Genomic DNA, 21,741 nt, shown 5'->3' with positions numbered 1-21,741 from the left:
CAGCTTCCCCTTAACCGCGAGCCTTGGCAGCCGGACGCACAACCAGATTGCCGCCAGTTGCGCCTGGAACGGCACCCTTGACCAGCAACAGATTGCGTTCAGCGTCGACGCGCACTACTTCCAGGGACTGAACGGTCACGCGCTCGGCGCCCATGTGACCGGACATTTTTTTGCCCTTGAATACACGACCAGGAGTCTGGCACTGGCCGATAGAACCCGGGACGCGGTGGGAAACGGAGTTACCGTGGGTATTGTCTTGACCGCGGAAATTCCAACGCTTGATGGTACCGGCAAAGCCTTTACCTTTCGACTGACCGGTAACATCTACCATTTGGCCAGCAGCGAAGATTTCTGCATTGATCAAGTCGCCAGCCTGGTACTCGCCTTCTTCAAGACGGAATTCCCAGACACCGCGACCAGCGGCAACGTTCGCTTTAGCGAAGTGACCTGCTTGAGCAGCAGTCACACGCGAAGCGCGACGCTCACCGACAGTGACTTGCACTGCACGATAGCCATCAGTTTCTTCGGTTTTGAACTGGGTGACGCGATTCGGCTCGATCTCAATGACCGTGACCGGAATGGAGACACCTTCTTCGGTGAAAATACGGGTCATACCGCATTTACGACCGACTACACCAATAGTCATGTTGTAAACCTCATGAGTGTACGGGGCTTTCACCCGCTATGGCCGCCCATTTCAGAGCGTTACACGACTAAGACCGTGTCTTAGCCGAGGCTGATCTGCACTTCCACACCAGCCGCAAGATCAAGCTTCATAAGAGCATCAACGGTTTTATCCGTTGGCTGGACGATGTCCAGAACGCGCTTATGAGTACGGATCTCGTACTGGTCACGCGCGTCTTTGTTGACGTGCGGGGAGACCAGAACGGTGAACCGCTCTTTACGGGTAGGCAGTGGAATTGGACCACGCACTTGAGCACCAGTACGTTTCGCGGTTTCCACGATTTCCTGGGTGGATTGGTCGATCAGGCGATGGTCAAAAGCCTTCAACCTGATACGGATTTGCTGATTTTGCATTGGATTTCAGACTCCAGGCTGCTATTCCCACCGGGCGCACTACGCCCGTTAAAAGGAGGCGTGATTCTATAGAGGCGCCTATTGGGTGTCAACCCAATAAAAAAAGCCCCCGCTGAGCGGGGGCTTTTTTCAACCTATCGAGGATTACTCGATGATTTTGGCTACGACGCCAGCGCCGACGGTACGACCGCCTTCACGGATAGCGAAACGCAGACCATCTTCCATTGCGATGGTTTTGATCAGAGTGACTTCCATTTGGATGTTGTCACCTGGCATTACCATTTCAACGCCTTCTGGCAGCTGGCAGTTACCAGTCACGTCAGTAGTACGGAAGTAGAACTGTGGACGGTAGCCTTTGAAGAACGGAGTATGACGGCCGCCTTCTTCCTTGCTCAGAACGTAAACTTCTGCGGTGAACTTGGTGTGCGGCTTAACCGAACCTGGCTTGACCAGAACCTGGCCACGCTCAACGTCGTCACGCTTGGTGCCACGCAGCAGAACGCCGCAGTTCTCACCAGCACGACCTTCGTCCAGCAGCTTACGGAACATCTCAACACCAGTACAGGTGGTGGTTTGAGTGTCACGCAGACCAACGATTTCCAGAGCTTCCTGAACGCGGACGATACCACGCTCGATACGGCCGGTAACAACGGTACCACGACCGGAGATCGAGAATACGTCTTCGATTGGCATCAGGAACGGCTTGTCGATAGCACGCTCAGGCTCTGGGATGTAGGTATCCAGAGTCTCAACCAGCTTACGAACGGCAGTGGTGCCCATTTCGTTGTCGTCTTTGCCTTCCAGAGCCATACGAGCCGAACCAATGATGATCGGAGTGTCGTCGCCTGGGAAGTCGTAGGTGCTCAGCAGGTCGCGAACTTCCATCTCGACCAGTTCCAGCAGCTCAGCGTCGTCTACCAGGTCAGCCTTGTTCAGGAAGACCACGATGTACGGAACGCCAACCTGACGGGACAGCAGGATGTGCTCACGGGTTTGTGGCATCGGACCATCAGCGGCCGAACATACCAGGATTGCGCCGTCCATCTGCGCAGCACCGGTGATCATGTTCTTCACGTAGTCAGCGTGACCTGGGCAGTCGACGTGAGCGTAGTGACGAATGGTCGAGTTGTACTCAACGTGCGCGGTGTTGATGGTGATACCGCGAGCTTTCTCTTCTGGCGCGCTGTCGATCTTGTCGAAGTCGACGATTGCGGAACCGAAAACTTCGGAGCAAACGCGAGTCAGAGCTGCGGTCAGAGTGGTTTTACCGTGGTCAACGTGACCGATGGTGCCAACGTTGACGTGCGGGAGGGAACGATCAAATTTTTCTTTAGCCACGACAGTGAACTCCTAGCCTAAAGGGGCTGAATCAGCCTTGTTTTTTAACGAGTGCTTCGACGATGTTCGCCGGAGCCTCAGCGTATTTGGAGAATTCCATGGAGTAGCTCGCGCGACCCTGAGACATGGAACGAACGTCGGTCGCATAACCGAACATTTCACCCAACGGTACCTCAGCACGGATCACCTTGCCGGAGACCGAGTCATCCATACCCTGGATCAGACCACGACGACGGTTCAGGTCACCCATCACGTCACCCATGTAGTCCTCTGGGGTTACTACTTCAACCTTCATGATCGGCTCAAGCACAACACCGCCGCCCTTGTAGGCCAGCTGCTTGGTCGCCATGGAGGCTGCCACTTTAAACGCCATCTCGTTGGAGTCGACGTCGTGGTAGGAACCATCGAACACGGTAGCCTTCAGGCCGATTAGCGGATAACCGGCGACAACGCCGTTTTTCATCTGCTCTTCGATACCCTTCTGGATAGCCGGGATGTATTCCTTAGGAATCACACCACCCACGACCTCGTTGGTGAACGCCAGGCCTTCAGTGATGTTGCCCTTCTCGTCCACTGCAGGCTGCGAGAAGCGAATCCAGCAGTGACCGAACTGACCGCGACCACCGGACTGACGAACGAACTTACCTTCGATCTCGACGTTGTCCTTGCTGATCTTCTCGCGGTACGAAACCTGAGGCTTACCGATGTTGGCTTCGACGTTGAACTCGCGCTTCATGCGGTCAACGAGGATGTCCAGGTGAAGCTCGCCCATACCCGAAATGATGGTCTGGCCGGTTTCTTCATCGGTCTTGACGCGGAACGACGGGTCTTCCTGAGCCAGCTTGCCCAGTGCAATACCCATCTTCTCCTGGTCCTGCTTGGTTTTCGGCTCAACAGCTACCGAAATTACCGGCTCAGGGAAGTCCATACGCTCAAGGATGATCGGCTTGTCGGCGTTGCACAGGGTGTCACCGGTGGTGACGTCCTTCATGCCGATCAGAGCAGCGATGTCGCCTGCACGTACTTCTTTGATTTCTTCACGCTGGTTGGCGTGCATCTGCACCATACGACCAACGCGCTCTTTCTTGCCCTTGACCGAGTTGATCACGGAGTCGCCCGAGCTCAGGAAGCCCGAGTAGACGCGAACGAAAGTCAGAGTACCAACGAACGGGTCGGTGGCAATCTTGAACGCCAGAGCCGAGAACGGCTCGTTGTCGTCAGCGTGACGCTCGTCGTAGTCAGCTTCAACCAGCTCTTCTTTCGATTTCTCGATGAGGTCTGGGTGAATACCTTTGATCGCAGGGATCTCGGTAGGAGCCGGCAGGAAGTCGATGACAGCATCGAGAACCAGAGGAACGCCTTTGTTCTTGAAGGAAGAACCGCAGACAGCCGGAACGATCTCGCTGGCCAGGGTGCGCGCACGCAGACCGGCTTTGATCTCTTCGACAGTCAGCTCACCTTCTTCAAGGTACTTGTTCATCAGCTCTTCGTTGGCTTCTGCAGCGGCTTCGACCATATTGGCGCGCCACTCTTCAGCCAGCGCCAGCATATCGGCAGGAATTTCTTCCTCGCGATAGGTGGTGCCTTTGTCGTCATCGTTCCAGTAGATAGCCTTCATCTTGATCAGGTCAACCTGACCCTGGAAGTTATCTTCCGAACCGATAGCCAGCTGAACAGGAACCGGGGTGTGACCCAGGCGGTTCTTGATCTGGCCAACTACGCGCAGGAAGTCAGCGCCGGCACGGTCCATCTTGTTCACGTAAACAACACGTGGAACGCCGTACTTGTTGGCTTGACGCCATACGGTTTCGGACTGAGGCTCAACACCGGAGGTGCCACAGAACACAACAACCGCGCCGTCGAGTACACGCAGCGAACGTTCTACTTCAATAGTGAAGTCAACGTGGCCAGGGGTATCGATGACGTTTACGCGGTAGTTGTCATACTGAGCACGGGAACCCTGCCAGAAGGTAGTAACAGCAGCGGAGGTAATGGTAATACCCCGCTCCTGCTCCTGCACCATCCAGTCGGTGGTCGCGGCGCCGTCATGCACCTCGCCCATTTTGTGGCTCAGACCTGTGTAGAACAGGATCCGCTCGGTAGTAGTGGTCTTGCCCGCATCAACGTGCGCGCAAATACCAATGTTACGGTAGCGGTTAATTGGTGTAGTACGAGCCATAGAGCCCTCGCAAAATTAGTGATGCTTGAATTAGAAGCGGTAGTGCGAGAACGCTTTGTTGGCTTCAGCCATACGGTGAACGTCTTCACGCTTCTTGACTGCAGCACCTTTGCCTTCAGCGGCATCCAGCAGTTCGCCAGCCAGGCGCAGAGCCATGGACTTCTCGCCGCGCTTGCGGGCGAAGTCTACCAGCCAGCGCATTGCCAGCGCGTTACGACGGGATGGACGTACTTCAACAGGAACCTGGTAAGTAGCACCGCCAACACGGCGCGACTTCACTTCGACCAGCGGAGCGATGGCGTCGAGAGCTTTCTCGAAGATTTCCAGGGGATCGCTGTTCTTGCGTGCTTTGACGGTATCCAGGGCACCGTAAACGATGCGCTCGGCTACGGCCTTCTTGCCGCTTTCCATCACGTGGTTCATGAACTTGGCGAGAATCTGCGACCCGTATTTTGGATCGTCCAGAATCTCACGCTTGGCTGCTACACGACGTCTTGGCATTGATAAGCCCTCAAACGGTCTTCAGGTTAGCCCGGGACAGGTGACCAAAGGGTCCTTGCCCGACCTTACTCTTATCGACTCAATAAAATGAATAACTGCAAACTGCTGCAAACGGCCGATTACTTCGGACGCTTGGTACCGTACTTCGAACGGCCTTGGTTACGACCTTTGACGCCGGAAGTATCCAGGGAACCGCGAACGGTGTGGTAACGAACACCTGGCAAGTCTTTTACACGACCGCCGCGGATCAGTACCACGCTGTGCTCTTGCAGGTTGTGGCCTTCACCGCCGATGTACGAGGAAACCTCGAAACCGTTGGTCAGGCGCACACGGCATACTTTACGCAGTGCCGAGTTAGGTTTTTTCGGCGTGGTGGTGTACACACGGGTGCACACGCCACGACGTTGCGGGCAGTTCTGCAGCGCAGGAACGTCGGATTTCTCGACGATACGCTTACGCGGCTGACGTACCAGCTGGTTGATAGTTGCCATCTACTAGCTCCACTGTTGTCTTGCGACGCTATTGTCTTGCAAGAAAAGCAAAAATGGCAGGACAGAGTCCCACCAAATTTAGGGGTACAAGAGTCTAAAGAGGATCTTGCCCCCAGTCAAGGCAAGGCCCCAGCCTCCCCTCCCCGACCGTCGGCAACAAAATATGTCGCCGAAAGCTGGAAAGTGGTGGCCAGGGCCCTCCCCTTAGTTGCCGCTGGAGTTCAGCGCTTCGGTCAGTGCAGCTTCCACTTCACTGGCGCTAACACGCAGCGGCTTGTCGGCATCACGGCGACGCTTGCGCTCGCTATGGTATGCCAGACCGGTACCGGCCGGGATCAGACGACCCACGACCACGTTTTCTTTCAGGCCGCGCAGGTAATCGCGCTTGCCGGTTACCGCCGCTTCGGTCAGTACGCGGGTGGTTTCCTGGAAGGAAGCCGCCGAGATGAACGATTCGGTGGACAGCGAGGCCTTGGTGATACCCAGCAGCACACGCGAGAACTTCGAGATGAACTTGTCTTCACCGGCGAGACGCTCGTTCTCGACCAGTACGTGAGTCAGTTCCATCTGGTCGCCCTTGATGAAGCTGGAGTCACCCGACTCGGCGATCTCAACTTTACGCAGCATCTGACGCAGGATGGTCTCGATGTGCTTGTCGTTGATCTTCACGCCTTGCAGACGGTAAACGTCCTGAATCTCGTTGACGATGTACTTGGCCAGCGCGCTCACACCCAGCAGACGCAGGATGTCGTGCGGATCGCTTGGACCGTCGGAGATAACTTCGCCGCGGTTCACTTGCTCGCCTTCGAAGACGTTCAGGTGACGCCACTTCGGAATCAGCTCCTCGTACGGATCGCTACCGTCGTTCGGGGTGATAACCAGACGGCGCTTGCCTTTGGTCTCTTTACCGAACGCGATGGTGCCGCTGACTTCAGCCAGAATCGAGGCTTCTTTCGGACGACGGGCTTCGAACAAGTCGGCAACCCGTGGCAGACCACCGGTGATGTCACGGGTCTTCGACGTTTCTTGCGGGATACGCGCGATAACGTCACCAACACCGATTTGTGCACCGTCAGCAACACCGACCAGGGCGTTCGCCGGCAGGAAGTACTGAGCCGGTACGTCGGTACCTGGCAGCAGCAGATCCTTGCCATTGGCGTCGACCATCTTGATTGCAGGGCGGATTTCCTTGCCTGCAGCCGGACGGTCTTTGGCGTCCAGAACTTCAATGTTGGTCAAACCCGTCAATTCGTCAGTCTGACGCTTGATGGTGATGCCTTCTTCCATGCCCACAAAGGTCACGGTACCTTTCATTTCGGTAACGATCGGGTGGGTGTGCGGGTCCCACTTGGCGACGATGGCGCCAGCGTCGACCTTGTCGCCTTCCTTCACGGAAATCACGGCACCGTACGGCAGCTTGTAGCGCTCGCGCTCACGACCGAATTCGTCGGCAATGGCCAACTCACCGGAACGCGACACGGCTACCAGGTTGCCATCAGCACGCTCAACCTGCTTCAGGTTGTGCAGACGAACCATACCGCCGTTCTTCACCTGGACGCTGTCGGCAGCCGAGGTCCGGCTTGCAGCACCACCGATGTGGAACGTACGCATGGTCAGCTGGGTACCCGGCTCACCGATGGACTGGGCAGCGATAACGCCGACCGCTTCACCGATGTTCACCTGGTGACCACGAGCCAAGTCACGACCGTAGCACTTGGCGCAGATGCCATAGCGGGTTTCGCAGCTGATTGGCGAGCGCACGATTACTTCGTCGATGCTGTTCAGCTCGATGAATTCAACCCACTTCTCGTCAACCAGGGTGCCAGCAGGGACGATCACGTCGTCGGTGCCTGGCTTGAACACGTCACGGGCGATAACACGGCCCAGTACACGCTCACCCAGCGGCTCTACAACGTCACCGCCTTCAATGTGCGGCGTCATCAGCAGGCCTTGCTCGGTACCGCAATCGATCTCGGTAACGACCAGGTCTTGCGCGACGTCTACCAGACGACGGGTCAGGTAACCGGAGTTCGCGGTTTTCAACGCGGTATCCGCCAGACCTTTACGAGCACCGTGAGTCGAGATGAAGTACTGAAGTACGCTCAAACCTTCACGGAAGTTCGCAGTAATTGGCGTCTCGATGATCGAGCCGTCCGGCTTGGCCATCAGGCCACGCATACCGGCCAGCTGACGAATCTGAGCTGCCGAACCCCGAGCACCGGAGTCAGCCATCATGTACATCGAGTTGAAGGACTCTTGCTCGACTTCGTTGCCTTCACGGTCGATGACCCGCTCTTTCGAGAGGTTGGCCATCATCGCTTTGGAAACTTCGTCGTTCGCCTTGGACCACAAGTCGATGACTTTGTTGTACTTCTCGCCCTGGGTTACCAGGCCGGAGGCGTACTGGCTCTCGATCTCTTTCACTTCATCAGTTGCAGCATTGATGATGCGGGCTTTTTCATCCGGGATAACGAAGTCGTTAACACCGATCGAAACGCCGGAGATGGTCGAGTAGGCAAAACCGGTGTACATCAGCTGGTCAGCGAAGATCACGGTCTCTTTCAGACCCACCACGCGGTAGCACTGGTTGATCAGCTTGGAGATCGCCTTCTTCTTCATCGGCTGGTTGACCACGTCGTACGACAGACCTGGTGGCACAACCTGGAACAGCAGCGCACGGCCGACGGTGGTGTCGACGATACGGGTGTTCTTGACGCTGCCGCCATCACGGTCGTTCACGGTTTCGTTGATACGAACCTTGATCTTCGCGTGCAGGGCAGCTTCGCCGGCGCGGAATACGCGGTCGACTTCCTGCAGGTCGGCAAACACGCGACCTTCGCCCTTGGCGTTAATGGCTTCACGGGTCATGTAGTACAGACCCAGTACAACGTCCTGCGATGGAACGATGATTGGCTCACCGTTAGCTGGCGACAGGATGTTGTTGGTCGACATCATCAGCGCGCGCGCTTCCAGCTGGGCTTCCAGCGTCAGCGGCACGTGCACGGCCATTTGGTCACCGTCGAAGTCGGCGTTGTACGCAGCACAGACCAGCGGGTGCAGCTGGATAGCCTTACCTTCGATCAGAACCGGTTCAAAGGCCTGGATACCCAGACGGTGAAGGGTCGGTGCACGGTTGAGCAGCACTGGGTGCTCGCGAATGACTTCAGCGAGAACGTCCCAAACCTCTGGCAGCTCGCGCTCGACCATCTTCTTGGCGGCCTTGATGGTGGTCGCCAGACCACGCATTTCCAGCTTGCCGAAAATGAACGGCTTGAACAGTTCCAGGGCCATCTTCTTCGGCAGACCGCACTGGTGCAGACGCAGGGTCGGACCTACGGTAATTACCGAACGGCCGGAGTAGTCAACACGCTTACCGAGCAAGTTCTGACGGAAACGACCTTGCTTACCCTTGATCATGTCAGCCAGGGATTTCAGAGGACGCTTGTTCGAGCCAGTGATGGCGCGGCCGCGACGGCCGTTGTCGAGCAGTGCGTCGACTGCTTCCTGCAGCATGCGCTTTTCGTTGCGCACGATGATGTCCGGCGCGGACAGGTCGAGCAGGCGCTTCAGACGGTTGTTACGGTTGATCACCCGACGATACAGGTCGTTCAGGTCGGAAGTCGCGAAGCGACCGCCATCCAGCGGAACCAATGGACGCAGATCTGGCGGCAGAACCGGCAGAACGGTCAGGACCATCCACTCAGGCAGGTTGCCCGAGCCCTGGAAGGCTTCCATCAGCTTCAGACGCTTGGACAGCTTCTTGATCTTGGTTTCCGAGTTGGTTTGCGGAATTTCTTCGCGCAGGCGGCCAATCTCGTGCTCCAGGTCGATAGCGTGCAGCAGCTCACGGACAGCCTCGGCACCCATGCGGGCATCGAAGTCATCACCGAACTCTTCCAGCGCTTCGAAATACTGCTCGTCGTTCAGCAGCTGACCCTTCTCCAGGGTAGTCATGCCCGGGTCGATAACGACGTAGCTCTCGAAGTAGAGAACGCGCTCGATATCACGCAGGGTCATGTCCATCAGCAAGCCGATACGGGACGGCAGGGACTTCAGGAACCAGATGTGGGCAACTGGGGAGGCCAGTTCGATGTGAGCCATGCGCTCACGACGGACCTTGGCCAGGGCGACTTCAACGCCGCACTTCTCACAGATGACGCCACGGTGCTTCAGGCGCTTGTACTTACCGCACAGGCACTCGTAGTCTTTGACTGGGCCAAAGATCTTGGCGCAGAACAGACCGTCACGCTCAGGCTTGAACGTACGGTAGTTGATGGTTTCCGGCTTTTTAACTTCACCGAACGACCACGAACGGATCATCTCAGGCGAGGCCAATCCGATACGGATGGCGTCGAACTCTTCGACTTGACCCTGGTTTTTCAGCAAATTCAGTAGGTCTTTCAAGGCCTTTCCTCCTGGCGGAGCAGGGAGCGGGCTTTTCAGCCACGCTCCCGATTCGCGTCACGTGTTATTCGGTTTCCAGATCGATATCGATACCGAGCGAACGAATCTCTTTGATCAACACGTTGAAGGACTCGGGCATGCCCGGCTCCATACGGTGATCGCCGTCCACGATGTTTTTGTACATCTTGGTCCGACCGTTCACATCGTCCGACTTCACAGTGAGCATTTCTTGCAGGGTGTATGCCGCGCCGTATGCTTCCAGCGCCCACACTTCCATCTCCCCGAAACGCTGACCACCGAACTGCGCCTTACCACCCAGCGGCTGCTGAGTAACCAGGCTGTAAGAACCAGTGGAACGCGCGTGCATCTTGTCGTCGACCAAGTGGTTCAGCTTGAGCATGTACATGTAACCGACGGTCACATGACGCTCGAACTTGTTGCCGGTACGACCGTCGAACAGCTGCATCTGGCCGGATTCTGGCATGTCTGCCAGTTTCAGCATGGCCTTGATTTCGCTTTCCTTGGCGCCGTCGAAGACTGGAGTGGCCATTGGCACACCGCCTTTGAGGTTCTTCGCCAGGTCCAGGATTTCCTGGTCGGTGAAGTCTTCAAGGCTTTCCTGACGACCACCGATCTCGTTGTAGATCTCGGTGAGGAACTTGCGCAGTTCGATGACTTTGCGCTGCTCTTCGAGCATGCGGTTGATCTTCTCGCCCAGACCCTTGGCCGCCAGGCCCAGGTGGGTTTCGAGGATCTGACCGACGTTCATACGCGATGGTACACCCAGTGGGTTGAGTACCACGTCAACCGGCGTACCGTTGGCGTCGTGCGGCATGTCTTCGACCGGCATGATCACGGAGACCACACCTTTGTTACCGTGACGACCGGCCATCTTGTCGCCCGGCTGGATGCGACGACGGATTGCCAGGTAGACCTTGACGATCTTCAGTACGCCCGGAGCCAGGTCATCGCCCTGCTGCAGCTTGCGCTTCTTGTCTTCGAACTTGTCGTCCAGCAGACGGCGGCGATCAACGATGTAGGCCTGAGCCTTCTCGAGTTGCTCGTTCAGCGCGTCTTCTGCCATGCGCAGTTTGAACCACTGACCGTGCTCCAGACCGTCCAGAACTTCGTTGGAGATCACAGCGCCTTTCTTCAGGCCTGCACCACCATCGACAACCTGGCCGTTCAGGGCCGAACGCAGACGTTCGAAGGTTGCACCTTCGACGATGCGGAACTCTTCGTTCAGATCCTTGCGGATCTCGTCCAGCTGCATCTTCTCGATGGACAGGGCACGAGTATCGCGCTCTACGCCATCACGGGTGAAGACCTGTACGTCAATGACAGTACCTTTGGTGCCGGTTGGCACACGCAGGGAGGTGTCTTTAACGTCGCTAGCCTTCTCACCGAAGATTGCGCGCAACAGTTTTTCTTCCGGAGTCAGCTGAGTTTCGCCCTTCGGCGTCACTTTACCAACCAGGATGTCACCTGCGCCGACTTCAGCACCGACATAAACGATACCGGCTTCGTCCAGCTTGTTCAGCGCTGCTTCACCCACGTTCGGGATGTCAGCGGTGATTTCCTCTGGGCCAAGCTTGGTGTCACGGGCCACACAGGTCAGTTCCTGGATGTGGATCGTGGTGAAGCGGTCTTCCTGAACCACACGCTCGGACAGGCAGATGGAGTCTTCGAAGTTGAAGCCGTTCCATGCCATGAACGCGATGCGCATGTTCTGACCCAGTGCCAGTTCACCCATATCGGTGGACGGGCCGTCGGCCATGATGTCGCCACGCTGAACCGAGTCACCCTTGTTCACCAGCGGACGCTGGTTGATGCAGGTGTTCTGGTTCGAACGGGTGTACTTGGTCAAGTTGTAGATGTCGACACCAGCTTCGCCGGTTTCAACTTCATCATCTGCAACACGAACCACGATACGGCTGGCGTCGACGGAGTCGATCACGCCGCCACGACGAGCCACGACGCAAACGCCGGAGTCACGGGCAACGTTGCGCTCCATGCCGGTACCGACCAGCGGCTTGTCAGCACGCAGGGTTGGTACAGCTTGACGCTGCATGTTCGAACCCATCAACGCACGGTTGGCGTCGTCGTGCTCGAGGAACGGAATCAGCGACGCTGCAACCGATACAACCTGCTTCGGCGAAACGTCCATCAGGGTGACGTCTTCCGGCGCCTTGACGGTGAATTCGTTCAGGTGACGAACAGCTACCAGCTCGTCGATCAGTTGCTTCTTCTCGTTCATTGTGGCCGAAGCCTGAGCAATGACGTGATCCGCTTCCTCGATCGCCGACAGGAACACGATCTCGTCAGTAACCACACCCTCTTTCACCACGCGGTACGGGCTCTCGAGGAAGCCGTACTGGTTGGTGCGGGCATAGGCCGCCAGGGAGTTGATCAGACCGATGTTCGGACCTTCAGGAGTCTCGATCGGGCACACACGGCCGTAGTGGGTCGGGTGTACGTCACGGACTTCAAAGCCGGCACGCTCACGAGTCAGACCGCCAGGGCCGAGTGCAGAGACGCGACGCTTGTGGGTGATCTCGGACAGCGGGTTGTTCTGGTCCATGAACTGGGACAGCTGGCTGGAACCGAAGAACTCTTTCACCGCGGCCGCTACCGGCTTGGCGTTGATCAGGTCTTGCGGCATCAGGCCTTCGCTTTCAGCCATCGACAGACGTTCCTTGACCGCGCGCTCTACACGCACCAGGCCAACACGGAACTGGTTCTCGGCCATCTCGCCGACGCAACGTACGCGACGGTTACCCAGGTGGTCGATGTCGTCGACGATGCCTTTGCCGTTACGGATGTCGACCAGGGTCTTGAGAACCTCGACGATATCTTCCTTGCTCAACACGCCCGAACCTTCGATCTCGGTACGACCGATACGACGGTTGAACTTCATCCGGCCAACGGCCGACAGGTCGTAGCGCTCAGGGCTGAAGAACAGGTTGTTGAACAGCGTTTCGGCTGCATCCTTGGTTGGTGGCTCGCCAGGACGCATCATGCGATAGATCTCGACCAGCGCTTCCAATTGGTTGCTGGTGGAGTCGATCTTCAGGGTATCCGAGACGAACGGACCACAGTCGATGTCGTTGGTGTACAGGGTCTCGATGCGAACAACCTGGGCCTTGGCGATCTTCACCAGGGCGTCGGTGGTCAGCTCGGTGTTGCATTCAGCCAGGATCTCGCCGGTAGCCGGGTGCACGATTGCCTTGGCAGTGGTGCGGCCCAGGACGTATTCGAACGGAACGTCCAGCTTCTTGACGCCAGATTTTTCAATCTGGTTGATGTGGCGAGCGGTGATACGACGACCTTGCTCGACAATGACCTTGCCGTTTTCGTCATGGATGTCCAGGACCGCAATTTCACCACGCAGACGCTGAGGTACCAGCTCCAGGCTCAGAGTTTCGCCGGAAACATGGAAGACGTTGGTGGTGTAGAAAGCGTCCAGCACTTGTTCAGTGCTGTAGCCCAGCGCACGCAGCAGTACCGAAGCCGGCAGTTTGCGGCGACGGTCGATACGGACGAACACGCAGTCTTTCGGGTCGAACTCGAAGTCCAACCACGAGCCGCGGTAAGGAATAATCCGCGCCGAGTACAGCAGTTTGCCAGAGCTGTGCGTCTTGCCACGGTCGTGGTCGAAGAATACACCCGGCGAACGGTGCAGCTGGGAAACGATTACACGCTCAGTACCGTTGATTACAAAGGTACCGTTTTCAGTCATCAGGGGGATTTCACCCATGTAGACTTCTTGCTCTTTGATGTCCTTGATCGCTTTGTTCGACGATTCTTTGTCGAAAATGATCAGGCGCACTTTTACCCGCAGCGGTACGGCGTAGGTTACGCCGCGCAGTACGCATTCTTTGACATCAAACGCCGGTTCGCCCAGACGATAGCCAACGTACTCCAGGGCAGCATTGCCGGAGTAGCTGATGATCGGGAAAACCGATTTGAAGGCCGCATGCAGGCCCACGTCGCGGAACTGATCTTTGGTCGCTCCCGCTTGCAAGAATTCACGATACGAATCCAGCTGGATGGCCAGGAGGTAAGGCACATCCATGACGTCCGGCAACTTGCTAAAGTCCTTGCGGATACGTTTTTTCTCAGTGTATGAGTAAGCCATCAGCGTTCCCCAGCTTGGTCACCTGCTTGTTTGGCTTCTCCCGACGGGAGCAGCCAGAAAATCGTGCAAACCCCATGGTTTGCGCCACCGTCTTTGGTGGTTGAAGCACGTTAGTGGCGCCGACCTAGTCAGCCGCCACTAACGGAAAAAGGCCGGTGGCAAGAGCCACCAGCCATCAGCCTGTCGCTTAACGCTCGGGCTGGAGACGCATAGTCGAAATTACTTGATTTCGACGGTAGCGCCTGCTTCGGTCAGTGCAGCTGCAGCTTTGTCAGCGGCTTCTTTCGAAACGCCTTCAGCTACGACCTGAGGAGCGGTGTCAACCTTCTCCTTGGCTTCTTTCAGGCCCAGGCCGGTCAGTTCACGAACAGCCTTGATCACGTTGACTTTCTTCTCGCCAGCGGCAACCAGAACAACGTTGAACTCGGTTTGCTCTTCAACAACTGCAGCAGCAGCAGCTGGGCCAGCCGAAGCGGCAGCAGCGGTAACGCCGAATTTTTCTTCGAAAGCTTTGATCAGTTCAACAACTTCCATTACGGACATGTTGCCAACGGCTTCAAGGATATCGTTTTGAGAGATAGACATGAATCTAATTCCTGAATTGGGGGACGGCCTACGCGACCATCGAAATTAACAAAACGCGAGAAGACTGCGTGCCTTAGGCGGCGGCAGCTTCTTTTTGGTCGCGAACTGCGGCCAGTGTACGAGCCAACTTGCTGGTTGCGCCTTGGATCACGCTCATCAGCTGAGAAATTGCTTCGTCACGGGTCGGCAGAGTTGCCAGTACGTCGATTTGGTTAGCTGCGAGGAACTTGCCCTCGAACGCAGCTGCCTTGATCTCGAACTTGTCCTGACCTTTTGCGAACTCTTTGAACAGACGGGCAGCAGCACCCGGGTGTTGGTTCGAGAATGCAATCAAGGTCGGGCCAGTGAACACGTCGTTGAGGATACTGTAGTCAGTACCAGCAACAGCGCGCTTGAGCAGGGTGTTACGTACGACACGTACGTATACGCCAGCTTCACGAGCCTCTTTACGGAGTCCGGTCATAGCGCCTACAGTCACACCACGGGCATCAGCCACGACAGCGGACAGGGCAGCTTTGGCAGCCTCGTTGACTTCAGCGACGATGGCCTTCTTGTCTTCGAGATTAATTGCCACGGGTTTAACTCCTGCTTGTTACCGTTTCATCTGGCCGAGGCCGGATGTCGTTTTGGTGTCTGATTCGGTAAGGAACCGGGAGCACCATCTGCGTAGGCTTGAGGTTTAAGGCTTGCGCCGCCTACGGTCTTGGATAGCCCCCGCCAGGCAGGGACCCCAATTTTTCAAGTCGGCGCGATCGCTCGCGCCGGCCTTTGTCTTACGCGTCCAGCGAGCTCTGGTCGATGACCAGACCTGGGCCCATAGTGGTGCTCAGGGTAACGCGCTTGACGTAGATACCTTTCGAAGAAGCTGGCTTGATACGCTTCAGGTCAGCGATCAGTGCTTCAACGTTTTCCTTCAGCTTGACGGCTTCGAAGCCCATCTTGCCAACGGAGGTGTGGATGATGCCGTTTTTGTCGGTGCGATAACGAACCTGACCAGCCTTGGCGTTTTTAACCGCGGTGGCTACGTCTGGAGTTACGGTACCGACTTTAGGGTTAGGCATCAGGCCGCGAGGACCCAGAACCTGACCCAACTGACCAACAACACGCATTGCGTCCGGGGAAGCAATAACGACGTCATAGTTCAGGTCGCCGCCTTTCATTTCGGCAGCCAGATCGTCCATACCTACACGGTCAGCGCCGGCAGCCAGAGCGGCCTCAGCAGCTGGACCCTGGGTGAAGACGGCAACACGTACGGTCTTGCCAGTGCCGTGTGGCAGCACAGTAGCGCTACGAACAACCTGGTCGGATTTACGTGGGTCAACGCCGAGGTTGACAGCAACGTCGAAGGATTCGCTGAACTTCACGGTGGACAGTTCGGCCAGCAGCGCTGCTGCTTCTTCGAAGTTGTAGACTTTGCCAGCTTCGATTTTCGAAGCAATAGCCTTTTGGCGCTTGGTCAGCTTAGCCATTACACACCCTCCACGTTGAGGCCCATGCTGCGAGCAGAACCGGCGATGGTACGCACGGCTGCATCCATGTCAGCAGCGGTCAGATCAGCATTTTTGGTTTTTGCGATCTCTTCCAGCTGAGCACGGGTCACAGTACCGACTTTAACGGTGTTAGGACGTGCAGAACCGCTGGTCAGGCCAGCTGCTTTTTTCAGCAGGACCGAAGCAGGGGTGCTTTTAGTTTCAAAGGTGAAGCTACGGTCACTGTAAACAGTGATGATCACAGGAGTCGGCAGGCCGGCTTCTTGACCCTGAGTACGGGCGTTGAAGGCCTTGCAGAATTCCATGATGTTCACACCGTGTTGACCCAGTGCTGGACCAACGGGTGGGCTAGGGTTGGCCTGGCCGGCCTTTACTTGCAGCTTGATGTAAGCCTGAATCTTCTTAGCCATGAGCTACTCCAATATCGGGTACGAACGCCAAATGGCTCCCCGGGTTACTTACGTTTTATCCCAGTGACGACAAAACCCCGCAGCACATAGGGCTGCGGGGTATGGGATGCTTCGCTCTGCTAGACCTTTTCGACCTGGCTGAACTCGAGCTCCACCGGGGTAGAGCGACCGAAAATAAGCACAGCCACTTGGAGCCGGCTCTTCTCGTAGTTAACTTCTTCGACAGTGCCGTTGAAATCAGCGAACGGACCATCAGTAACGCGAACCACCTCACCCGGCTCGAAGAGCGTCTTCGGCTTGGGCTTGTCGCTGCCATCGGCAACACGACGGAGAATGGCCTCAGCTTCTTTGTCAGTGATCGGCGCAGGTTTGTCTGCGGTACCACCAATGAAGCCCATGACGCGAGGGGTGTCCTTGACCAAGTGCCAAGTCCCTTCGTTCATGTCCATCTGTACCAGCACGTAGCCAGGGAAGAACTTGCGTTCGCTTTTGCGCTTCTGGCCATTGCGCATCTCAACCACTTCTTCAGTGGGGACCAGAATTTCGCCGAAGCCGTCTTCCATACCGGCCAGCTTTACACGCTCGACCAGCGAGCGCATCACATGCTTCTCGTAACCCGAGTACGCATGAACAACATACCAACGCTTAGCCACAGGACACCCTTAGCCAACAATCAAGGAAATCAACCAGCCGAGCAGGGAATCAAGACCCCACAACAGCAGCGCCATAACCAGGACAACAGCCACGACAATCAGCGTGGTCTGCATGGTTTCTTGGCGGGTTGGCCATACGACTTTACGAATCTCGGTGCGAGCTTCCTTCGCCAGCGCAAAGAACGACTTGCCTTTAGCAGTCTGCAGCGCCACGAAGGCAGCAGCAGCAGCAAGTGCAAGCAGCGCAATGACGCGATACAGGATCGGCGATGCGGAGTAGTACTGATTACCGACTACACCGACGACGACCAAAGCGACAACAGCCACCCACTTGAGCAGATCAAAACGAGAGTCTTGGGCTTCAGACTTTGGAGTCATCTAGGAGGATCCTGTGAAAAGAAAGCCAGACACACGAGGTGAATCTGGCAGGTCAGGAGGGAATCGAACCCCCAACCTACGGTTTTGGAGACCGTCGCTCTGCCAATTGAGCTACTGACCTAAAAGCTTAATCTGGCCGGCAATTATGCCGACCTGATCGAGATAAATCAACTACTTATTCGATAACCTTGGCTACGACACCCGCACCGACGGTACGACCGCCCTCACGGATAGCGAAACGCAGACCATCTTCCATCGCAATGGTTTTGATCAATGTGACAACCATTTGGATGTTGTCACCTGGCATCACCATCTCAACGCCTTCTGGCAATTCGCAGTTACCAGTCACATCAGTCGTACGGAAGTAGAACTGCGGACGGTAGCCCTTGAAGAATGGCGTATGACGACCACCCTCCTCCTTGCTCAGAACGTAAACCTCTGCCGCGAACTTGGTGTGCGGCTTGACCGAACCCGGCTTAACCAGGACCTGACCACGCTCGACATCATCACGCTTGGTGCCACGCAGCAAAACGCCGCAGTTCTCACCAGCACGACCCTCATCCAACAGCTTGCGGAACATCTCAACACCAGTACAGGTAGTGGTTTGAGTGTCACGCAGACCAACAATTTCCAGCGACTCTTGAACGCGAACAATGCCACGTTCAATACGACCGGTAACAACAGTGCCACGACCAGAAATCGAGAATACGTCTTCGATCGGCATCAGGAATGGCTTGTCGATTGCGCGCTCAGGCTCGGGAATGTAGCTATCCAGAGTCTCAACCAGCTTACGAACGGCAGTAGTGCCCATTTCGTTATCGTCTTTGCCTTCCAGCGCCATACGAGCCGAACCGATAATGATCGGAGTGTCGTCGCCTGGGAAGTCATAAGTGCTGAGTAGGTCGCGAACTTCCATCTCGACCAATTCCAGCAGCTCGGCGTCGTCGACCAGGTCAGCCTTGTTCAGGAAGACCACAATGTACGGGACGCCAACCTGACGGGACAGCAGGATGTGCTCACGGGTTTGCGGCATCGGACCATCAGCGGCCGAGCAAACCAGAATCGCGCCATCCATCTGCGCAGCACCAGTAATCATGTTCTTTACGTAGTCAGCGTGACCTGGACAGTCAACGTGAGCATAGTGACGAACATTTGAATCGTATTCGACGTGCGCGGTATTAATGGTAATACCACGTGCCTTTTCTTCCGGGGCGCTGTCGATCTTATCGAAATCAACCTTTGCGGAACCGAAGACTTCGGAACAAACGCGAGTCAGCGCAGCGGTCAGCGTGGTCTTACCGTGGTCAACGTGACCGATAGTACCTACGTTTACGTGCGGCTTGTTACGTTCGAACTTTTCCTTAGCCATCGAGACCATCTCCCATCAGAAGAATCAAGCAAGTCAAACTGACCATTAAAACAAAGGCAGATATTTTCATATCTGCCTTGTTATATGGAGCTCTTGAGCGGATTTGAACCGCTGACCTCACCCTTACCAAGGGTGTGCTCTACCAACTGAGCTACAAGAGCGTAACACTGTGCAACAGCAGCAAATCTGGAGCGGGTAGCGGGAATCGAACCCGCATCATCAGCTTGGAAGGCTGAGGTTCTACCACTAAACTATACCCGCGAGGCTTGCAGCTCTCGCTAAATTGGTGGAGGGGGAAGGATTCGAACCTTCGAAGTCGTAGACGTCAGATTTACAGTCTGATCCCTTTGGCCGCTCGGGAACCCCTCCTGAACGTGGGCGGCATTTTCAACTCTTGCCGTCCTGCTGTCAAGCTTTTTCTCATTAAAATCTTGAGGTTAGCTAATTTGACAACGCTTCACAGATTTCCATCTAGTGGTGTTCCCTGTGGAGCGGGCGCCATTCTATGCAAACTAATCGACGGTTGCAACACCCTCGCACAACATTATTTTATGTTTTAAGTCTTTGAAATCATTGGAAAGAGTCGAAAGCAGGGTTTGATCCAGCAAACGCTGGCTTTCAGGCGAAATCTGCAGCCACCAGCCAGTACTGTCTACCAGCTTGCCAACCACCTTTCGCGCGCGAATATCGAGGCTCGTGAGGCGCTGACGCAGTGATTCAAGCACCTCCGGGGTCTCCACGCCGCCGACATACAGGCACTCTTTCTCGCGCGCCGGCACCTGGGCGGCGTTACGAGACTCGCTAAGCAGGCGAATATCCTGCTGACTTCCCTTGTACAGTGACAAGGAAACCACCTCTTTGACCTTCAGGGGAGCGCCCTGCTGATGCCAGACGTAGTAAATGACGTTGAGAACCAGCAATAACAAGAACAACCAGCGCATAGTCACCTCAATCCAGCGGGCATGCGATCGCCAACCCTACAAACACCAGGTCCGGCACCACACGCGCCCACGGCGCAACCTGGTGCGCCATCGAGGCATCACCACCGGTAATGAACAACGTGAAGTCTTCACCCCAATAAGCTCGCGCCTGCTCGATCTGAGTCAAGACGAAACCATGGAGCATCAACATACAGCCACGCTCAACCGCTTCAACGGTTGAGCAACCTGGCTCAAGGCTCGACAACGCACGCTCCGCCGACGCATCGTCATAGCGGATACGACGCGTGTGCGTGCGCAGTTGGTTGCGCATCAGCGGCATGCCGGGGCAGATGAAACCACCCAGGTGCTCGCCAGTGGCACTGACGAAATCGGAGGTTACCGCGGTGCCTAGGTCGATGACCACGCACGCGCGCTTTGCAAGATGATAGCCACCTAGCAACGCCAGCCAGCGATCCAATCCCAGCCGCTCAAACTCCACATAACCATTCGTGACACCACCCAGCGCCTGAGCCGCTGAAGCTCGCGTCACCACCAAGCCGAATGCGAACACCAGCGCGTCAGCTAGCAACGTCGTTTCATCTTCGGTGCGCACACTTACCAGGCGACACCTGGCAGGAGGCTCGATCTGCAGCGCTTGAACGGCCGCAATCAGTGCCTGGTCCGAGTCGACGACGCCGCCAGAGACGATTGCACCTGCCGGGCTGCGAATGACCCGCCACTTAATAAAGCTGTTACCGCAGTCGAGCTCAAGAATCATCACGCAACCTCACACTGAGCTCACCACCACTGAAACTCTTTTCAACACCATCCACCTGCAGACGTAACGCGCCTTGTTTATCGATACCCAGTACGATGCCATCAACCCTGGTGACACCCGCGATCAAGGACACAGGACACCCCTGCCACAGGTGCGCCTGCTCCCACTCTGCTTGTAGCGCTTCAAATCCGTACTGACGGTGGCGCTCCAGGTATTCCTGCAGATTGGCGCTCAGCTGCGCCACCAATGTATTGCGCTCGACCAACTGGCCCGTTTCCAGGCGAATGGAAGTCCAGGCCTGGTCGACATCATCAGCATTTTGCATATTCACGTTGACCCCAATACCCAGGACAACGTGACAGACATCAGCAGGATCCCCCACCAATTCCAGGAGAATTCCGGCGATTTTGCGGTCGCCCACCAAGACATCGTTCGGCCACTTCAAACCGGCCTTTGTCACACCCGCGGCCTGCAATGTGCGCATCACCGCAAGCCCTACGACAAGGCTCAGCCCTTCCAATTGACGCATGCCGCCGTCAATACGCAAGACCAGGCTGTAATAGAGATTTTGTGCAAAGGGACTGACCCAATGTCGCCCGCGGCGTCCGCGCCCTGCGGTCTGCCGCTCGGCCAACACCAGGAAAGGTGCTTGCTGCCCCGCATCGACAGCGCGCAACCCCTGGGCATTGGTAGAGTCGATTTCGTCGTAGATCAGCACCGGCCAGCACTCACCCGAACTCGCCTCACTAATAGCCTGGGCCTCGAGCAGCGACAAGGGGGCAGCCAGCCGGTAGCCGCGGCCTCGAACCTTGTGCACAGGCAGGCTCAATTCGGCTTCCAGATGCTGCAACTGCTTCCAGACAGCGCTGCGGCTGACGCCCAACGCGGCCCCCAGTGCCTCACCCGAATGGAATCGTCCATCCCTGAGGAGCTTCAACAACTTAAGCATGCCAATCTCGACTCACAATGAGGCAGGCATGATAGCCATGCGCTGGGTGATTGCATAGAAAAGTGACGCCTTGAGCCTTCAGATAGCGCTGAGCTTTTTGGCGCACAAAGACAAAACCCC

The 21,741-nt window shown here is 56.3% G+C and carries 18 protein-coding genes and 4 tRNA genes; all 22 read right to left on the bottom strand.

The window, feature by feature from the left end; genetic code table 11:
* Positions 1-10 precede the first annotated feature (10 nt).
* Positions 11-646, bottom strand: coding sequence for a 50S ribosomal protein L3 (gene rplC, locus M5G11_RS17840; RefSeq protein WP_043861931.1), 636 nt, complete (start codon positions 644-646; stop codon positions 11-13).
* 80 nt (positions 647-726) lie between these two features.
* Positions 727-1,038 carry a 30S ribosomal protein S10 gene (gene rpsJ / locus M5G11_RS17835; RefSeq protein ID WP_003186070.1) on the bottom strand — a complete coding sequence of 104 codons (312 nt, stop codon included), beginning with the start codon at positions 1,036-1,038 and terminating at the stop codon, positions 727-729.
* Positions 1,039-1,182: 144 nt separating this feature from the next.
* A complete protein-coding gene (gene tuf / locus M5G11_RS17830; RefSeq protein ID WP_273912138.1) occupies positions 1,183-2,376 on the bottom strand; it encodes an elongation factor Tu in 1,194 nt (397 codons plus the stop codon).
* 31 nt (positions 2,377-2,407) lie between these two features.
* Positions 2,408-4,555, bottom strand: coding sequence for an elongation factor G (fusA, locus tag M5G11_RS17825; protein WP_273912139.1), 2,148 nt, complete (start codon positions 4,553-4,555; stop codon positions 2,408-2,410).
* A 30-nt stretch (positions 4,556-4,585) separates the two neighbouring features.
* Positions 4,586-5,056, bottom strand: a complete 471-nt coding sequence (gene rpsG / locus M5G11_RS17820) for a 30S ribosomal protein S7 (protein ID WP_009397350.1) — start codon at positions 5,054-5,056, stop codon at positions 4,586-4,588.
* Between the two features lie 119 nt (positions 5,057-5,175).
* Positions 5,176-5,547 (bottom strand): 30S ribosomal protein S12, encoded by a 372-nt coding sequence (gene rpsL, locus M5G11_RS17815; protein ID WP_003186084.1) that lies wholly within the window; start codon positions 5,545-5,547, stop codon positions 5,176-5,178.
* A 204-nt stretch (positions 5,548-5,751) separates the two neighbouring features.
* A complete protein-coding gene (gene rpoC, locus M5G11_RS17810) occupies positions 5,752-9,951 on the bottom strand; it encodes a DNA-directed RNA polymerase subunit beta' (RefSeq protein WP_273912140.1) in 4,200 nt (1,399 codons plus the stop codon).
* 64 nt (positions 9,952-10,015) lie between these two features.
* A complete protein-coding gene (gene rpoB, locus M5G11_RS17805; protein WP_273912141.1) occupies positions 10,016-14,089 on the bottom strand; it encodes a DNA-directed RNA polymerase subunit beta in 4,074 nt (1,357 codons plus the stop codon).
* A 219-nt stretch (positions 14,090-14,308) separates the two neighbouring features.
* The gene (rplL, locus tag M5G11_RS17800) at positions 14,309-14,674 is read right to left on the bottom strand and encodes a 50S ribosomal protein L7/L12 (protein WP_273912142.1); all 366 of its coding nucleotides are present in this window, start codon (positions 14,672-14,674) and stop codon (positions 14,309-14,311) included.
* Positions 14,675-14,747: 73 nt separating this feature from the next.
* A complete protein-coding gene (gene rplJ, locus M5G11_RS17795; protein WP_273912143.1) occupies positions 14,748-15,248 on the bottom strand; it encodes a 50S ribosomal protein L10 in 501 nt (166 codons plus the stop codon).
* Between the two features lie 199 nt (positions 15,249-15,447).
* Positions 15,448-16,143 (bottom strand): 50S ribosomal protein L1, encoded by a 696-nt coding sequence (gene rplA / locus M5G11_RS17790; protein WP_273912144.1) that lies wholly within the window; start codon positions 16,141-16,143, stop codon positions 15,448-15,450.
* Complete coding sequence (rplK, locus tag M5G11_RS17785) at positions 16,143-16,574, bottom strand: 50S ribosomal protein L11 (protein WP_010220295.1); 432 nt, start codon at positions 16,572-16,574, stop codon at positions 16,143-16,145. The genes rplA and rplK overlap by 1 nt, the downstream gene beginning before the upstream one ends.
* A gap of 119 nt (positions 16,575-16,693) precedes the next feature.
* On the bottom strand, positions 16,694-17,227 hold the full coding sequence (gene nusG / locus M5G11_RS17780; protein WP_273912145.1) for a transcription termination/antitermination protein NusG: 534 nt from the start codon (positions 17,225-17,227) through the stop codon (positions 16,694-16,696).
* Positions 17,228-17,236: 9 nt separating this feature from the next.
* Positions 17,237-17,605: a preprotein translocase subunit SecE gene (gene secE, locus M5G11_RS17775; RefSeq protein ID WP_273912146.1), complete on the bottom strand. Its 369-nt coding sequence runs from the start codon at positions 17,603-17,605 to the stop codon at positions 17,237-17,239.
* Between the two features lie 45 nt (positions 17,606-17,650).
* Positions 17,651-17,726 (bottom strand) — tRNA-Trp (locus M5G11_RS17770).
* 54 nt (positions 17,727-17,780) lie between these two features.
* Positions 17,781-18,974, bottom strand: a complete 1,194-nt coding sequence (gene tuf / locus M5G11_RS17765) for an elongation factor Tu (RefSeq protein WP_273912147.1) — start codon at positions 18,972-18,974, stop codon at positions 17,781-17,783.
* Positions 18,975-19,059: 85 nt separating this feature from the next.
* A tRNA-Thr gene (locus M5G11_RS17760) sits at positions 19,060-19,135 on the bottom strand.
* Positions 19,136-19,161: 26 nt separating this feature from the next.
* A tRNA-Gly gene (locus M5G11_RS17755) sits at positions 19,162-19,235 on the bottom strand.
* 23 nt (positions 19,236-19,258) lie between these two features.
* Positions 19,259-19,343: transfer RNA gene (locus tag M5G11_RS17750), tRNA-Tyr, on the bottom strand.
* A gap of 143 nt (positions 19,344-19,486) precedes the next feature.
* Positions 19,487-19,915, bottom strand: a complete 429-nt coding sequence (locus tag M5G11_RS17745) for a hypothetical protein (RefSeq protein ID WP_273912148.1) — start codon at positions 19,913-19,915, stop codon at positions 19,487-19,489.
* Between the two features lie 7 nt (positions 19,916-19,922).
* Positions 19,923-20,672 (bottom strand): pantothenate kinase, encoded by a 750-nt coding sequence (locus M5G11_RS17740; protein ID WP_273912149.1) that lies wholly within the window; start codon positions 20,670-20,672, stop codon positions 19,923-19,925.
* The gene (birA, locus tag M5G11_RS17735) at positions 20,662-21,621 is read right to left on the bottom strand and encodes a bifunctional biotin--[acetyl-CoA-carboxylase] ligase/biotin operon repressor BirA (RefSeq protein ID WP_273912150.1); all 960 of its coding nucleotides are present in this window, start codon (positions 21,619-21,621) and stop codon (positions 20,662-20,664) included. Before birA ends, M5G11_RS17740 begins: the two co-directional genes overlap by 11 nt.
* Between the last annotated feature and the right edge of the window lie 120 nt (positions 21,622-21,741).

Source organism: Pseudomonas fontis, assembly GCF_028656955.1.
Taxonomy (GTDB): domain Bacteria; phylum Pseudomonadota; class Gammaproteobacteria; order Pseudomonadales; family Pseudomonadaceae; genus Aquipseudomonas; species Aquipseudomonas fontis.
This window is presented reverse-complemented; position numbering and strand designations above follow the sequence as displayed.

What these genes read in the sequence shown, in the direction of transcription:
- rplC (WP_043861931.1), bottom strand. Translation starts at nt 646, where the DNA reads ATGACTATTGGTGTAGTCGGTCGTAAATGCGGTATGACCCGTATTTTC.
- fusA (WP_273912139.1), bottom strand. Translation starts at nt 4,555, where the DNA reads ATGGCTCGTACTACACCAATTAACCGCTACCGTAACATTGGTATTTGC.
- birA (WP_273912150.1), bottom strand. Translation starts at nt 21,621, where the DNA reads ATGCTTAAGTTGTTGAAGCTCCTCAGGGATGGACGATTCCATTCGGGT.
- M5G11_RS17740 (WP_273912149.1), bottom strand. Translation starts at nt 20,672, where the DNA reads ATGATTCTTGAGCTCGACTGCGGTAACAGCTTTATTAAGTGGCGGGTC.
- M5G11_RS17745 (WP_273912148.1), bottom strand. Translation starts at nt 19,915, where the DNA reads ATGCGCTGGTTGTTCTTGTTATTGCTGGTTCTCAACGTCATTTACTAC.
- rplK (WP_010220295.1), bottom strand. Translation starts at nt 16,574, where the DNA reads ATGGCTAAGAAGATTCAGGCTTACATCAAGCTGCAAGTAAAGGCCGGC.
- rpsJ (WP_003186070.1), bottom strand. Translation starts at nt 1,038, where the DNA reads ATGCAAAATCAGCAAATCCGTATCAGGTTGAAGGCTTTTGACCATCGC.
- secE (WP_273912146.1), bottom strand. Translation starts at nt 17,605, where the DNA reads ATGACTCCAAAGTCTGAAGCCCAAGACTCTCGTTTTGATCTGCTCAAG.
- tuf (WP_273912147.1), bottom strand. Translation starts at nt 18,974, where the DNA reads ATGGCTAAGGAAAAGTTCGAACGTAACAAGCCGCACGTAAACGTAGGT.
- rpsL (WP_003186084.1), bottom strand. Translation starts at nt 5,547, where the DNA reads ATGGCAACTATCAACCAGCTGGTACGTCAGCCGCGTAAGCGTATCGTC.
- rplL (WP_273912142.1), bottom strand. Translation starts at nt 14,674, where the DNA reads ATGTCTATCTCTCAAAACGATATCCTTGAAGCCGTTGGCAACATGTCC.
- rpoB (WP_273912141.1), bottom strand. Translation starts at nt 14,089, where the DNA reads ATGGCTTACTCATACACTGAGAAAAAACGTATCCGCAAGGACTTTAGC.
- rpsG (WP_009397350.1), bottom strand. Translation starts at nt 5,056, where the DNA reads ATGCCAAGACGTCGTGTAGCAGCCAAGCGTGAGATTCTGGACGATCCA.
- rplA (WP_273912144.1), bottom strand. Translation starts at nt 16,143, where the DNA reads ATGGCTAAGCTGACCAAGCGCCAAAAGGCTATTGCTTCGAAAATCGAA.